This window comes from Tepidiforma bonchosmolovskayae (assembly GCF_008838325.1).
Lineage (GTDB): Bacteria > Chloroflexota > Dehalococcoidia > Tepidiformales > Tepidiformaceae > Tepidiforma > Tepidiforma bonchosmolovskayae.
Genome location: NZ_CP042829.1, coordinates 1369377 through 1382985, shown reverse-complemented (window position 1 = coordinate 1382985; position 13609 = coordinate 1369377). Strand labels below are relative to the sequence as shown.

Genomic DNA, 13609 nt, shown 5'->3' with positions numbered 1-13609 from the left:
GGGCTCCGGCGCGCCGGCGGAGGGGACGACTGTGAGCCCGGGCAGGACCCGCGTGACGAACCCGGCTGACCCCGAGACCCCCGAGAACCTCGCGCAGCGGTACCTCGACCTTACGGCTGAGTACGAGCAGTTCCGCTACCACCTGCCCGATGCGCTGCTGGAGCTGGAGCTTCCCTCGGCGCGGGTGGTCTCCATGAACCGGCTGGCCGAGGTGCTGCTGGGGTACACCATGGAGGACGTGCTGGCCGGGCTGTACGGCTACCAGCTGGTCGACGAGGAGAGCTGGCAGCGCGCCCTCCGCGCGGGCGAGGAGGATTTTTCGGGCCGCGTGCGGCAGGGGCTGCCCTACGAGCGGCGGCCCGGGCAGCAGGTACACCGGTTCACAGCGATCCGGAAGGACGGTTCGCGTTTCCCGATCGAGGCGCAGGGCTCCTACATCGTCGATGCGCGGGGCGTGCCGACCGGGGTGCGGTTCCTCTTTCGCGACATCAGCGCGCGGCTGGCGGCCGAGCGGGAGCGGGCGCGGCTGGCGGCGATCGTCGACTCGGCGGGGGACGCCATCGTCAGCCGCGACCTCGACGGGCGGATCCTGAGCTGGAACCGGGGCGCCGAGGCGCTGTACGGCTGGACCGCGGCCGAGATGGTCGGCCGGACCGCCGACGTCCTGGCCCCGCCGGGGCAGGAGGACGAAGTCCGCGACCTGACGGAGCGGGTGACGCGGGGCGAACACGTGCAGGTGACGACCCGGAGGCGGGCGCGCGACGGCCGACTCATCGACGTTGAGCTGTCGCTCTTCCCCGTTCTGGACGATTCGGGGCAGGTCATGGCCATCGGCGGCATCGCGCGGAACATCACCGAGCGGCTACGGATGACGGCCGAGCTGGAGCGGACGAACCGGCTGCTGGGGGCCCTGACGCGTGCGCAGACCGATTTCATCAACGGCGGCGACCCGGCCGGGGTCTTCCAGGCGATGCTCGAGCTGCTCATCGACCTGACCGAGAGCGAATACGGATTCATCGGGGAGGTGAAGCGGCGGCCGGACGGCGCGCCGTACCTGCACACCCGCGCGCTCGTCTTCCCGGACACGCCGGAAGCGCAGGAGTTTGCTGCCCGGTACCTGCCAGGGGGGTTCGTGTTCGAAAACCTCGACACGCTCTTCGGGCACACGTTGCGGACCGGCGAACCGGTTATCAGCAACGACCCGGCACGTGACGCCCGGGCGGGAGGCACACCCCCGGGACATCCTCGTCTCGATGCCTACCTCGGTGCCCCAATCGTGAGCCGCGGCGAGCTGGTGGGCATGGTCGGCCTCTCGAACCGGCCTGGCGGCTACAGCGAGGACGACGTCGCGTTCCTCGGGCCGTTCCTCGCCACGTGCGCCACGCTGATCGAGGCGCTCCGCGCGGAGGAGCTGCGCATCGAGACCGAGCGGCGGCTGGCGGCGGCGCTGGAGCGCTCGGAGATTACCCTCTGGGAGTGGGACATCCCCCGGGAGGAGATGGTCGCCTTCGCCGGGAACACCGAAAACGCGCCGGAACGGCCAGGCCTGCAGTTCTGGCGCGAGCGTCTCCACCCGGAGGACCGGGAGCGGGTGGTCGCGGCGTTCGAGGCCCACATGCGCGGCGAAACCGACACCATCGACGTCGAGCACCGGTACCTCAACTCACGCGGGGAGTGGGGCTGGTACATCACGCGCGGCCGGGTCGTCGAGCGGGATTCCGAGGGCCGGGCGCTCCGGGCCGTCGGCAGCTTCCTCAATGTCACCCGCCGGAAGGAGGCCGAGCTCGAGCGGGAGCGGCTCGAGCTGCTTATCCGCCAGGCGCAGAAGCTGGAGAGCCTCGGGGTGCTGGCCGGCGGCGTGGCCCACGATTTCAACAACCTCCTCACCGCCGTGCTCGGCAACCTCTACCTGCTGCGGCAGGCGGTACCGGAGGACCCGGGCCTGCGCGAGCTGATCGACGACGCCGCCCACGCGGCCGAGCGCGGCGCGGCGCTGGTGCGCCGGCTGCTCACCTTCGGCCGGCCGGACATCGCGCAGGACGAGGTGGTCGACCTCGATACGCTGGTGGCGGAGTCGGCGGCGCTCGCCCGGCCGATGGTCGAGCCCCAGGTGAAGCTGGTCATCCAGGGCGGCCCCGGGCGGGCCCTGGTGAAGGGCTCATCGAGCGCGCTCGAACAGGTGCTCGTCAACCTCTTCGTCAACGCGCGGGATGCGATGCCGGACGGCGGGACGATCACCGTGAGTCGCTCGACAGTGATGCTCACCTCGAAGCGGCGGTGGGCGCCCCCGGAGCTGCCGCGCGGCCGCTACCACGTCATCGCCGTGCGGGACACCGGCACCGGGATGCCGCCCGACGTGCTCGAGAAGATCTTCGACCCGTTCTTCACGACGAAGCCGGTCGGGCGCGGCTCCGGGCTGGGGCTGCCGACGGCGCTCGCCATCGCCCGCGCCCACGGGGGGTGGCTCTCAGCCGAGAGCACGCCCGGCCGGGGGAGCATTTTCCGCCTGCTCCTGCCCGTGCTGGACGACGGCGAGGCACGCTGAACGCCCGCCGGCGGGCTGCTACAGTTCGGCCATGCGCATCGGTCTCATCTCCGATACCCACATCCCCGAAGCCCGCCACGAACTCTGGCCGCAGGTGTTCGACGCCTTCCGCGGGGTCGACGCCATCCTCCATGCGGGCGACATCCACGACCTCGTCGTCATCGACCAGCTGCACGACATCGCGCCGACGTGGGCGGCGCGCGGCAACGGCGAGGACGGGTCGGGCGGGCGGCCGATCCAGCCCGACCACCCGCGGCTGCGGGAGGCGTGGCTGCTCGAGCTCGAGGGGCTGAAGGTGGGGCTGGTGCACGATGTTCCCATCCCGGAGTATCCGCCCCACCTGACGCTGGAGCGGGCGCTGAAGCGGTACTTCGGCACGACGGAGCTCGACGTGCTGGTTTACGGCGACACGCACGTGGAGGCGATCAACACGATCAACGGCATCCTCTGCGTGAACCCGGGCTCGCCCACCTACCCGCACAACCTCGAAACGCAGTACGGCACCATCGGCTTCCTCGAAATCAGCGGCGGGAAGGCCGAGGCCACCATCTGGCAGATTACGGACGACGGCATCGAGCCGTTCAACTGGAACCGGTGGAAGCGGCCGTGGTAGCCGGGGCCCGGGTCAATCGACCGGGGCGCTTTTGACGAGGATGACCGGCACCGGCGCGAGGCGGGCGACGCCGAGCGCCGTGCTCCCGGCGATGAGGTGGCGCCGGGCGCTGTGGCCGTGGGTGGCGCTGGCGATGGCATCGGCGCCGAGCTCCTTCGCGGCCTCGATGATGGCGGTATCGATGCCGGCGCCCGGCGGAACGACCGGCAGGTGATAGGCGACCTCCACGCCGGCCGGGATGCGCGGGCGGAGCGCTTCGAGCCCGGGGAGGGCGCGCACCTTCGCCTCGGGCTCGGTTTCGAGGGCGCGCATGACGACGACCTCGACGAGGGTGACCCGCACGCGCCCGGGGACCAGCAGCGGCGCGAGCGCGGGGAAGACGCTGCGGGCGTCGGGTGAGCCGTCGGACGTGATGAGGAGGTGGTAGGGGCCCTCGTGCGGCGTGACGGGCGGGCAGCCGGAGAGGGTCATGACCGGGAGGTCGGCCCGGCCGAGGACGCCCATGGTGACGCTCCCGAAGACGGCATGGCGGATGGCGCCGGTCCCGCGGGAGGCCATGGCGATGAGGACAGCGCCGAGCTCATCGGCGGCCCGGTGGATGGCTGCGGGGACGTCCTCGCCCCAGCGCCGTTCGATGACGCGCGGCTCGCCATCGATGTCGTGCACCTCGAGCAGCGTGCGGAGCTCCGCATCCCAGCGGGTTCGGACTTCGGCGACAGCGGCAGCGAGCCGCTCTGCGGTGACGCCGGCCGCATCGGAGCGGGGGTCGAGCACGCGGCCGAGGACGAGCCGGGCGCCGACCGCGCGGGCGAGCGCGGCGGCGTGGGGGAGGATGCAGGCGGAACGCTCGGAGCCGTCGGTGGTAACGAGGATGTTCATCGCGCCGATTGTAGGGGAGGCGGGGCCACGGGGTGCGGGCTCAGCGGCCGAGCTGCACGGGCTCGCGGGGGAGTTCGCCGCGGGCGAGGGCCGCGAAGAGGTCGGCGAAGTTGGCCGGGACGAGGCGCTCGGGCCAGCCGGCGAGCTCCGCGGCGGTGAACCAGCGGTGCCGCTGGAGGAAGGCGCGCTCCTCTTCGAGGTGGCGGGAGGTATCGACCTCGAAGGCGGGGCAGCGGACGAGGTAGTAGGCCTCGCGCTGGCGGATGAGCCGCTCGCCCCAGCGGAAGGACTGGTCGCGCACCCAGACGCAGGGGCCGATTTCGCAGGACTGGAGGCCGGTTTCCTCGAAGAGCTCGCGGCGAAGGGCGTCGAGTTCGGTTTCGCCGGGTTCGAGGCCGCCGCCGGGGGTAATCCAGAAGACGCGGGAGGGCTCGCCCGGGGCGTGGATGCGGAAGAGGAGGGTGCGGCCGCGGTCGTCGAGGATGACGGCGCGCGCGGCGAGCCGCGGCGGGAGTTCGTCCATGGCAACAGGGTACGGCGGGCGGCGGTTAGGGGCCGGGGGCGCGCTCGCGTCAGTGCGGCTTCGCTGCTATGCTCGGGGGGAAGCGCGGGGTGTAGCTCAGCCTGGAAGAGCGCTGCGTTCGGGTCGCAGAGGCCACAGGTTCAAATCCTGTCACCCCGACCATTTTTGTTTCTTCCCCCGTTGCGACATTCCCCGCACCGCCCCCGGCGGGGCGGCTGTAATCCATCGAATCACCCAACAGGTGCTATGCTGCGCCCCTGATTTCCACGGGGGGCGCAGCTATGCTCCGGTTTCGCACCCTCGCCGCACTCGCCCTGGGCGCCATCGTTCTGACGCTCGCCGGGGCCTGCACCGGCGGGGGCGGACAGGCCCGCACCGAGGAGGGCCTCAAACGGGCCGCAAGGGAGGCCACGGAAGCAGTCTTCAAGGGCGACTACCGGAAGTGGTACGACTCCTACGCGAAGGAGTGCCGCGAGCAGGTGGACTTCAAGGAGTTCGAGGCGACGACCCGGGTCGGCGTCGCGTTCGTCGAGCAGCTCGCGGGGGTCCAGCTGAAGGACTTCAAGGTAACCGGCGTCGAGGTCCGCAACTTCACGAAGGACGGCGCCGAGGTCTCGGTCACGATCCAGGCGCCGAAGGCCGCGGAGGGGTTCGAGGGCCTGGCCGGGGCCGGCGACTTCGAAGCCTGGAAGTGGGAGGACGGGCGCTGGGTGGCAACCAACTGCTCGGGGCTCGGCGGGGGCGCCGGCGATTTCGGCGACAGCGGCCCCGCGCCGACCGTCCCGCCGCCCGGCTCAGGCCCGAAGCTCGGCGAGACGGTCGAGGCCGGCAAGGCGCGGGTCACGGTCCACGCGGTGGAGGACCCGGCGCGGGCGCCGGACGCTGTAGTCGACCCCGGCCGGCGGCTGGTCGCTATCGAGGTCAGCATCGAGGCGGCGAAGGGCGCCGTTTCGGTCGCCACCTTCGACTTCACGGTCCAGGACGAGACCGGCTACATCTACGACCCGGCGTTCTTCGGCCGCGAGCCGGCCCTGAAGATGACCGACCTCGCCCAGGGGCGGACGGTCCGCGGGTGGGTCACGTTCGACGTGCCGAAGGACGCGAAGCTCGTGGCGGTCTACGCCGACCTCGACTTCCCGAAGCCGGAGACGCTGGTCGCCGACCTGACCCGGAAGTAGCGGGCGGGGGTGGCAGCGTTCATGCGGCCGGAGTAGCCTTGCCGCGATGACGAAGCCTCCGGCCATCATCGCCATCGACCTGCCCGCCGGGCTGCTCGAAGACCTGCGCCGCTCGGTGACGCCGATCGTGACCGGGGGCGACCCGGCAGCGGTCGCCGAGGTGCTCCCGCGGGCGGAGGGGATCCTCTGCAGCGCGCTCTTCCCGCTTCCGGCCGAACTGCTCGACCGCGCGCCGCGGCTGCGGGTGATTTCGAACTTCGGCGTCGGCTACAACAACGTCGACCTCGAGGCGGCGACGGCCCGCGGCATCGCCGTCTGCAACACCCCGGGTGTGCTCAGCGGCGCCGTCGCCGACCTCGCGATGGCGCTCATCCTCGCGGTTGCGCGGCGGCTCTTCGCGAACGCGGCGTATGTGCGGGCGGGCGGCTGGAGCCGGCGCGAACCGCCGCCCCCGCTGGGGTGGGACCCGGCCGGCAAAACCCTCGGCATCGTCGGCTTCGGGCGGATCGGGCAGGCGGTGGCCCTCCGCGCACGCGCCTTCGGGATGGAGGTGGTGTACCACGACCTCGTAACCGACCCGGTCGAAGGGCTCGAAGACTGCCGCCCCGTTTCGCTCGAAGAGCTGCTGGAAACGTCGGACGTCGTCTCGCTCCATGTGAACCTCGACCCCTCGACGCACCACCTCATCGGCGCACGGGAGCTGGCGCTCATGAAGCCGACGGCGTGGCTGATCAACACGTCGCGCGGGCAGGTGGTCGACCAGCAGGCGCTCACGGCGGCGCTGCAGGACGGGACGATCGCCGGGGCTGCGCTCGATGTGCTCGACCCGGAGCCGCCCGCTCCGGACGACCCGCTGCTCGCCATGGAGAACGTCATCGTCCTGCCGCATGTCGGCTCGGCGACGGTGGAGACGCGAGCGGCGATGCGGGACATGGCGGTCCGGAACCTCGTGGCCGTACTCACGGGGCGGACGCCGCCGTCGTGCGTCAATCCGTCGGTGCTGGAGCGGGCAGCCAGCCGCTGAAAGGAGCGAGCATGCGGACCAACACCGTGAAGCAGCGCTGGGCGCGGGGCGAGGTCACCTTCGGCGGGTGGCTCTCGATTGCGAACACCTTTACGGCCGAGGTCATGGCCCACCAGGGGTTCGACTGGCTGTGCATCGACATGCAGCACGGCGTGGTCGACTACCAGGCGGCGGTAGCGATGCTGCAGGTCATCGGCGGGACGGAGACGGTGCCGTTTGTGCGGGTGCCCTGGAACGAGCCTGGGATCATCGGCAAGGTGCTCGATGCGGGGGCGATGGGCGTCATCATCCCGATGGTGAACAGCCCGGAGGAGGCCCGCCAGGCGGTGGGCGCCTGCCGCTACTACCCCGAGGGGTACCGCAGCTTCGGGCCGACGCGGGCGGCCTACTACGCCGGGGCGGACTACTTCGCGGGGGCGAACCGCGAGGTGGCCTGCATCCCGATGATCGAGACGCGGCAGGCGCTGGAGCGGCTGGACGAGATCCTCGCCGTGCCGGGCATCGATGCCGTGTACGTCGGGCCGGCCGACCTGAGCATCACGCTCGGGCTGCCGCCGCGGATGGACAATGAGGGTGAGTTCGAGGCCGCGCGGCTGCGGATTGCGGCGGCCTGCCGGGAGCGGGGCATCGTGGCGGGCATCCACGCGTACGCGGGCCTGGCGGCGAAGCACGCAGCGGCGGGCTTCCAGATGATCACCGTGAGCGGCGATGCCGGCGCGCTCGCAGCCCAGGCGGCAGCCGACCTCCGCCAGGCGCGCGGGGGCGCGGAGGGCGGGGGACGTCCGGTCTACGGCTGAGGCGGGGCGTTACGGCGTCCGGGGGTTCGCCTTGAAGAACTCCCAGGCGATGTCGCTGGCGCTGATGGAGGTGGTGGTGGCGCCGAGCCGCGGCACGGGCACCGCGCCGGGCCAGGTGTGGCCGCCGCCCTCGACCCGGTAGTGCACCACGGGCGCCCGGCAGCTCTGGTATTCGACTTTGACCACGTCGGCGGCGATGCGGGTTTCGACCGGCGGCGCATCGCTGCAGCCGTTGTGCTTCGCCCACTCGCCGAGCACGGCAGCTACGCCGGGGAAGGGCGTTCCCGAAACGGCGCCGGCGTTGATGGTCCCGGCCTGGTAGGGCACCACGGCGTCATCGGTGCCGTGGAAGAGGACGAGCGGCACGGGACGGCCGCCGCAGCCGGGGCCGGGCGCCGATTCGCCGGAGACCGGGGCGATGGCCGCGATGAGGTCCTGGGCCTGGCAGGCGAGCGTGGTGGACATGAAGCCGCCATTCGACATGCCGGTGGCGTAGATGCGGCCGGGGTCGAGGCAGAGCTCGTTGCCGAGCGCGGCGACGAGGTCGCGTACGAACTGAATGTCATCGAGGCCGGCTGCGATGAGCCAGGAGTTCTGGACGCCGTTGGGGCTGACGACGACGAAGCCTTCGCGCTGGGCGATGGGGACCCAGCCGCCGTAGACGTGCTGCTGGGCGCCGGTGCTGCCGAGGCCGTGGAAGTTCAGGACGAGCGGCATCGGCTCCGCTGCCGGCCCTGCCGAGGGCGGGAGGTAGACGAGGTAGGTGCGGGTGCGCCCGGCCGACTGGAGCGTGCGGGAGGCCGTCTCGCCGGCCTTGAGGTCGGCGGGCAGCGGCTGGCGGCAGCCCGGCGTCCCGCGGAGTGCAGGGGCAGGAGCCGGGGAGGGAGCAGGCGAGGGCGACGGCGAAGCCGGGGCCTCGGTCGGCGACGGCGATGGCGCGGGGGCGGCCGGCTCGTCGGCGCCCGTGCAGGCGCCGAGGGAGATGCCGAGGGCGACGAGGAGCAGCGCAAGGAGCGCCAGGAGACGGCCGCGGCGGAACATCTGTCGGATAGTACGGCGGAATGGCGAGATGCTGCAGGGGGCGCTTCTCCGACCCCCCGGCGGGGTGTACCTTCCGGGGCACGACAACACAGGGCCGTCCGGCCCGGGAGGAGTTATCAATGAAGTTCGAAGACGTGCGGAAGGTGGGTTGCCTCGGCGGCGGCGTCATGGGCGGCGGAATCGCCCAGGTGTTCGCCGCCGCCGGCTACGACGTGGTGGTGCGCGACATCAGCGACGAGGCGATCGCGAAGACGCGGTACGCCATCGAAGACGGCAAATGGGGGCTGAAGCGGGCGGTGGAGCGCGGCAAGCTCGGGTTCGACGATGCGCTGGCGGCGATGGCCCGCATCACGTACACGACGGAGCTCGCGCCCCTCGCGGACTGCGACATCATCATCGAGGCCATCCCGGAGAACCTGGAGCTGAAGCAGCGCGTCTTCCAGGAGCTCGACGGGCTGGTGAAGCCGGAGGCGATCTTCGCGACGAACACCAGCGGCTTCTGCATCCAGGACGTGGCCCGCGACGTTTCGGAGGCGCGGAAGGAGCGGTTCATCGGGATGCACTTCTCGAACCCGGTGAGCGTCATGCGGATGTGCGAGGTGGTGTGGACGCCGCAGAACAGCGAGGAGGTAATCGCGACGGCGCGGCGGCTGGCGGAGGCGGCCGGGAAGGAGGTCTCGATGGTGAAGGACACGCCGGGGACCTACGGCTTCATCCTGAACCGGGTGTTCGCCGCGGCCGCGCGCGAAGCCCGCGCGATCGTGGAGGCGGGCATCGCCACCAAAGAGGACGTCGACAAAGCGATGATCACCGGCCGGAACTGGCCCTCGGGGTTCTTCGGGGGCCGGGGCGGCATCGGCAGGGAGTGGTAGAGCCGGGCCGAACGTTACTGCACGGCAGCGACGCCCAGCTCCGCGAGGAGCTTCCGCACCCGCTGCTCGATATCCGCGACGATCGCTTCGACGACTTCGCGGGGCTGCCCGGCCGGGTCGGGCACGTCCCAGTCCATGTAGCGCTTGCCGGGGTAGATGGGGCAGGCGTCGCCGCAGCCCATGGTGATGACGACATCGGCGGCGCGGACGACTTCGTCGCTGAGCGGCTTCGGGAACTCCTCCGAGAGGTCGATGCCGCGCTCGGCGAGGACCTCGACGACCGCGGGGTTGATCTCGTCGGCCGGGTCGGAGCCGGCGGAGCGGACGGCGACCGCGCCGCCGCTGAGCCGGGCAGTGAGGGCCGCTGCGACCTGGGAGCGGCCGGCGTTGTGGACGCAGACATAGAGGACTTCGGGCCGGTCCCTGGCGATGAGCCCTTCGGCCTGGGCGAGGGCGCGGAGCCGCTCGCGGCTGTAGCGGTGGACGAAGACGGGCACGAAGTCGAGCAGGCGGGCGCGCCCCCGGATGGCGTCGAACGATTCGGTGACGTACCGCTCGACCGTTTCGGGGGAGAAGATGCCGGCGAACTCGCGGGCGAGGGCTTCGGCCTCGCGGCGGACGCGGGCGCGGAGTTCGCCCTCTTCGGCGGGGGTCAGCTGGACTGCGGCCATGGTCAGCTCCTTTCTGGTGCCGGCGGCCCGGGTGGCGAGCCGGGGCGGATGACTTCGAAGGCGAGGGCGCCGACCAGCGCGCCGGCGATAGGCCCAAGCCAGTACACCCAGTGGGCATGCCACGCGCCGGAGGCGACCGCCGGCCCGAACGAGCGCGCGGGGTTCATGGAGGCGTTCGCGACGGGGCCCCAGCCGGTGGCGGCCATGGCGACGTAGCCGCCGACTGCGATGGCGGCGAGGGCGCCCTGCGCGCGGGCATCGGTAGCGACAGAGAAGACGACCAGGGCAAGGAAGAACGTGAGCACGCCTTCGGAGACGAGGGCGGCGTCCGTCCCGCCGAGGCGGGGGAGGCTGGCGCCGGCATCGGCGTAGTCGCCGACGATGGCGACGATGGCGAACCCGGCGAGTGCAGCCCCGGCGAGCTGGGCGGCGATGTAGCCGAGCGCTGCCGCCGGGCCGATCCGCCGGCGGGCGGCGAAGGCGAGGGTGATCGCGGGGTTGATGTGGCAGCCGGAGATGTGCCCGAGGGCGAAGATCATCGCCATCACGATCAGCCCGAAGCTGAGCCCGATGCCGACGCCGCTGACGGCGCCGCCGGACGCCGCATCGACGGCGATGGCGCCCGGACCGGCGAAGACAAGCGCGAAGGTGCCGAGGGCCTCGGCGAGGTACGGTGCGAGCTGCTCGCGGGACATCCGGGGCGATGCTCCTGTCGCGGGGTTAACGGGAGATTAGCGGGCCGCCGGCGGCGGTGCGCGGGCGGGCATGTCGTAGGATGGGCCGGTGATTAGCCGCGAGGACCTCGTGAAGTACGTGGTGAACGTGCAGGCCCGGACGTACGAGGCGTTCGAACGGCTGCGCGACGAGCATCTCGGGTGGCGGCCCGCGCCGGGCGAGTACACGGTCGCGGAGCTGGCGCTGCACATCGTGGCCAGCCGGCGGATGAACCTCGAGGCGATCCTCAGCGGGCAGCCCCGCTACCCCGGCCATGAGCCGCCGCCCGGGCTGACGTCGGACCGGCTGCGCGCACTCTGCCTGCGCACGGGCAAGAAGACGGTCGCCGTGCTGACGACGGCCGACCTGGAGCGGACGATCGGCAACCTGGCGGGCGACCCGTTCCCGGCATGGAAGCGGGTGCTCGGCGGGCTGGTGGAGCACGAGGTGCACCACCGGAGCCAGCTCTGTTCGTACCTCGCAGCGCTGGGGGTCGAGCCGCCGCCGCTGTTCGGGCTGCGGGTGGAGGAGCTGCCGCGCTGAAGCGCTCAGCCCGCGGTGTAGCGGGCGATGAAGGCGCCCGCGGCGCGGACGGCCTCCTGCGCCTCGGGGAGCATGGCGAAGAGCTGGAAGACGTGGAACAGGTCGGCCCAGGGCTCGAACGTCACCGCGGTGCCGGCTTCGATCGCCCGGACGGCCAGCCGGACGGCGTCGTCGTAGAGCGTCTCGGCGGTGCCGACCTGGACGAGGAGCGGCGGCAGCCCGGCGAGGTCGGCATGGATGGGCGAGGCGAGCGGGTGGCGCGGGTCCTGCCCGGCGAGGTACCAATCGGCCATCTGCTGGAGGCCGGGCCGGTGGACCATCGGGTCGAGGGCGTCGCGTTCGTCCATGGAGGCGCCCTCGAGGGCGAGGTCGGCCCAGGGGGAGAAGGTGACGGCGCAGGCGGGCAGCGGGTCGCCGGCATCGCGGAGGGCGACGAGGGCAGCGACCGTCAGCCCGCCGCCGGCGGAGTCGCCGGCGATAGCGATGCGCCCGGGGGCGATTCCCTGCGCGAGCAGCCAGCGGTAGGCGGCGAGGGCGTCCTCGACGGCTGCAGGGAAGGGGTGTTCGGGCGCGAGGCGGTAGTCGAGAGCGAGGCCGGCGGCCCCGGAGGCGGCGGAGAGACGGGAGACGACGCCCCGGTGCGTGGCGATCGAGCCGATGGCGTAGCCGCCGCCGTGGAGGTAGAGGATGGCGCGGTCGCGGGCGGCGCCGGGGGCGATGATCCATTCGGCGGGCACGCCGCCGGCTTCGACCGGTTCGAGGGCGGTGCCCGGTTCGGGGCCGCCGAGGGCGGCCATCGCATCCATGTTCGCGCGGAGCTGCTCCACGGATGGGGACTCGAGGGGCGGCGGGGCCGCGCGGAACATGGCGGCCATCTGCTGAGCTTCAGGGCTGGGCATGGCGCTACCTCCAGTGAGCGGGTGGCTGGAGCATAGCCGCTCCGCAGGCGGCGCGCGCGGCGGTCAGGTCCGCGCTGGCCGTGCGCCCCTGGCGTAGGCGGCGATGGCGAGCGAGGCGGACGCCGCAAGGACAGCCGAAACGGCGAACGCCGCCTGGGCCCCCCAGCGCCCGACGACGAACCCGCCCAGCGCCGGCCCCAGCGCCAGCGCCAGCCCGCTCAGCGCGACGGAGAGCCCGATGAGGGTGCCTCGGTGGCTTTCGGGGGCGAGGTCCATGACCGCGGCGTTCCAGGCGGGGACGGTGAGCACATTGCCGGCGAAGACGAGCACGGCGGCGGCCATCGCCACCGGCAGGCTGGCCGTGGCCGCCAGCACCAGGAGCCCGGCGACAAGGCAGAGCTGGCCGGCGGCGAACGGCTTCCACCGGCCGAACCGGTCGGCGAGGTCGCCGGCCGGGATGTAGAGCAGCGCCCCGATGGCGACCGCGGGCACGAGCGCGAGCGTCAGGCGCGAGAAGGTGACACCGAGGTCGCGCTCGCCGTAGGGGCGGATGGCCGGGACGAGCATGGCGAGGGCGACGCTGGCGAGGAGGATGAGCCCGGCAAGGGCGGCGACCCTGCCGGTCAGCACGTCGCGGAGGGGCGGCCGGCCCGGGCCGTCGACGCGGCGGAAGAGGGAGCCCCCGCGGTAGCTCGGGATGCCGAGGAGGGCCGCGGCGAAGGCGAGGACGACGCTCAGCGCGGCGGCGGCGAAGAGTTCGCGGCCGCCGGCGTGGTCGACGAGGAATGCGCCGGCGAGGGCGCCGATGCCGAACCCGGCGAGCTGGGCAAGGTTCAGGAAGCCGACGACCTTGCCGCGCCGGTCGACGGGATAGAGGTCGGCGGCGATGGCGTAGGCGGCGGGCCAGAGGAAGGCCGTCGCGGCGCCGAGCATGGCGGCGAAGGCGAGGTAGGCCCCGGCTTCGCGCACGGCGGCCATGAGGGCGATGGCGGGGAGCATGAGGAGGAAGCCGAGGAGGAGCCCGGCGCGCCGCTCGACCCGGTCGGCGATGGCGCCGGTCGGCGTTTCGAGGAGGAAGCGGGCCGCGCCGTAGGCGGCGAGCAGGTAGCCGCCCCACGAATCGGCTGTCCCGAATTCGCGGGGGACCCACTCCTGGAAGACGGCGAAGAGGAGGATGCCGAGGGCGCCCTGGACCAGCAGGATGGCGAGGGCGAGCGGCAGCGGGTAGCGCCGGAACCCGGGCGGGAGGCTGCCGTCCATCGCCTTCGAGCCTACGGCCCGGCGAGGGAACGGACGACCGCGGGCGCGGC

14 protein-coding genes and 1 tRNA gene are annotated in these 13609 nt (G+C 72.5%); 8 read left to right on the top strand and 7 right to left on the bottom strand.

Going from position 1 to position 13609, the window contains the following annotated elements:
• Positions 1 to 52 precede the first annotated feature (52 nt).
• Both Tbon_RS06935 and Tbon_RS06930 read left to right on the top strand, forming a co-directional pair.
• Positions 53 to 2545, top strand: coding sequence for a PAS domain S-box protein (locus tag Tbon_RS06935; protein ID WP_192497810.1), 2493 nt, complete (start codon positions 53 to 55; stop codon positions 2543 to 2545).
• A 31-nt stretch (positions 2546 to 2576) separates the two neighbouring features.
• Entirely contained in the window at positions 2577 to 3158 is a 582-nt protein-coding gene (locus Tbon_RS06930; RefSeq protein WP_158066954.1) for a YfcE family phosphodiesterase, read from the top strand.
• 12 nt (positions 3159 to 3170) lie between these two features.
• Here Tbon_RS06930 and Tbon_RS06925 read toward each other — a convergent pair whose 3' ends face one another.
• Positions 3171 to 4037 (bottom strand): universal stress protein, encoded by an 867-nt coding sequence (locus tag Tbon_RS06925; protein WP_158066953.1) that lies wholly within the window; start codon positions 4035 to 4037, stop codon positions 3171 to 3173.
• A gap of 40 nt (positions 4038 to 4077) precedes the next feature.
• Entirely contained in the window at positions 4078 to 4560 is a 483-nt protein-coding gene (locus Tbon_RS06920) for an NUDIX hydrolase (RefSeq protein ID WP_158066952.1), read from the bottom strand.
• Between the two features lie 85 nt (positions 4561 to 4645).
• Between Tbon_RS06920 and Tbon_RS06915 the strand changes: the two genes are divergently transcribed.
• The 4 genes from Tbon_RS06915 to Tbon_RS06900 all read left to right on the top strand — a co-directional run bounded on the left by Tbon_RS06915 (position 4646) and on the right by Tbon_RS06900 (position 7559).
• Positions 4646 to 4722: transfer RNA gene (locus tag Tbon_RS06915), tRNA-Pro, on the top strand.
• 119 nt (positions 4723 to 4841) lie between these two features.
• Entirely contained in the window at positions 4842 to 5738 is an 897-nt protein-coding gene (locus tag Tbon_RS06910; RefSeq protein WP_158066951.1) for a DUF4352 domain-containing protein, read from the top strand.
• Positions 5739 to 5784: 46 nt separating this feature from the next.
• On the top strand, positions 5785 to 6762 hold the full coding sequence (locus Tbon_RS06905) for a 2-hydroxyacid dehydrogenase (protein ID WP_158066950.1): 978 nt from the start codon (positions 5785 to 5787) through the stop codon (positions 6760 to 6762).
• 11 nt (positions 6763 to 6773) lie between these two features.
• Positions 6774 to 7559 (top strand): HpcH/HpaI aldolase family protein, encoded by a 786-nt coding sequence (locus Tbon_RS06900; protein WP_158066949.1) that lies wholly within the window; start codon positions 6774 to 6776, stop codon positions 7557 to 7559.
• A 9-nt stretch (positions 7560 to 7568) separates the two neighbouring features.
• On the opposite strand, the gene Tbon_RS06895 is transcribed toward Tbon_RS06900, so the two are convergent.
• A complete protein-coding gene (locus Tbon_RS06895) occupies positions 7569 to 8600 on the bottom strand; it encodes an alpha/beta hydrolase family esterase (protein WP_158066948.1) in 1032 nt (343 codons plus the stop codon).
• A gap of 119 nt (positions 8601 to 8719) precedes the next feature.
• Between Tbon_RS06895 and Tbon_RS06890 the strand changes: the two genes are divergently transcribed.
• A complete protein-coding gene (locus tag Tbon_RS06890; protein WP_192497809.1) occupies positions 8720 to 9472 on the top strand; it encodes a 3-hydroxyacyl-CoA dehydrogenase family protein in 753 nt (250 codons plus the stop codon).
• 14 nt (positions 9473 to 9486) lie between these two features.
• On the opposite strand, the gene Tbon_RS06885 is transcribed toward Tbon_RS06890, so the two are convergent.
• Both Tbon_RS06885 and Tbon_RS06880 read right to left on the bottom strand, forming a co-directional pair.
• Positions 9487 to 10143, bottom strand: coding sequence for an arsenate-mycothiol transferase ArsC (locus Tbon_RS06885; RefSeq protein WP_158066946.1), 657 nt, complete (start codon positions 10141 to 10143; stop codon positions 9487 to 9489).
• 2 nt (positions 10144 to 10145) lie between these two features.
• Positions 10146 to 10838, bottom strand: a complete 693-nt coding sequence (locus Tbon_RS06880; RefSeq protein WP_158066945.1) for an MIP/aquaporin family protein — start codon at positions 10836 to 10838, stop codon at positions 10146 to 10148.
• 88 nt (positions 10839 to 10926) lie between these two features.
• On the opposite strand from Tbon_RS06880, the gene Tbon_RS06875 reads away from it, so the two are divergent.
• Positions 10927 to 11400 (top strand): DinB family protein, encoded by a 474-nt coding sequence (locus tag Tbon_RS06875; protein WP_158066944.1) that lies wholly within the window; start codon positions 10927 to 10929, stop codon positions 11398 to 11400.
• Between the two features lie 5 nt (positions 11401 to 11405).
• On the opposite strand, the gene Tbon_RS06870 is transcribed toward Tbon_RS06875, so the two are convergent.
• Positions 11406 to 12299, bottom strand: coding sequence for an alpha/beta hydrolase (locus tag Tbon_RS06870; protein WP_225734727.1), 894 nt, complete (start codon positions 12297 to 12299; stop codon positions 11406 to 11408).
• Between the two features lie 63 nt (positions 12300 to 12362).
• On the bottom strand, positions 12363 to 13559 hold the full coding sequence (locus tag Tbon_RS06865) for an MFS transporter (protein ID WP_158066943.1): 1197 nt from the start codon (positions 13557 to 13559) through the stop codon (positions 12363 to 12365).
• Positions 13560 to 13609: the final 50 nt, after the last annotated feature.

Bases quoted from the DNA above. Each gene is read 5' to 3' on its own strand.
- Tbon_RS06920 (WP_158066952.1), bottom strand. From the start codon at position 4,560: ATGGACGAACTCCCGCCGCGGCTCGCCGCGCGCGCCGTCATCCTCGAC.
- Tbon_RS06905 (WP_158066950.1), top strand. From the start codon at position 5,785: ATGACGAAGCCTCCGGCCATCATCGCCATCGACCTGCCCGCCGGGCTG.
- Tbon_RS06910 (WP_158066951.1), top strand. From the start codon at position 4,842: ATGCTCCGGTTTCGCACCCTCGCCGCACTCGCCCTGGGCGCCATCGTT.
- Tbon_RS06890 (WP_192497809.1), top strand. From the start codon at position 8,720: ATGAAGTTCGAAGACGTGCGGAAGGTGGGTTGCCTCGGCGGCGGCGTC.
- Tbon_RS06900 (WP_158066949.1), top strand. From the start codon at position 6,774: ATGCGGACCAACACCGTGAAGCAGCGCTGGGCGCGGGGCGAGGTCACC.
- Tbon_RS06925 (WP_158066953.1), bottom strand. From the start codon at position 4,037: ATGAACATCCTCGTTACCACCGACGGCTCCGAGCGTTCCGCCTGCATC.
- Tbon_RS06865 (WP_158066943.1), bottom strand. From the start codon at position 13,559: ATGGACGGCAGCCTCCCGCCCGGGTTCCGGCGCTACCCGCTGCCGCTC.
- Tbon_RS06870 (WP_225734727.1), bottom strand. From the start codon at position 12,299: ATGCCCAGCCCTGAAGCTCAGCAGATGGCCGCCATGTTCCGCGCGGCC.
- Tbon_RS06885 (WP_158066946.1), bottom strand. From the start codon at position 10,143: ATGGCCGCAGTCCAGCTGACCCCCGCCGAAGAGGGCGAACTCCGCGCC.
- Tbon_RS06880 (WP_158066945.1), bottom strand. From the start codon at position 10,838: ATGTCCCGCGAGCAGCTCGCACCGTACCTCGCCGAGGCCCTCGGCACC.
- Tbon_RS06930 (WP_158066954.1), top strand. From the start codon at position 2,577: ATGCGCATCGGTCTCATCTCCGATACCCACATCCCCGAAGCCCGCCAC.
- Tbon_RS06895 (WP_158066948.1), bottom strand. From the start codon at position 8,600: ATGTTCCGCCGCGGCCGTCTCCTGGCGCTCCTTGCGCTGCTCCTCGTC.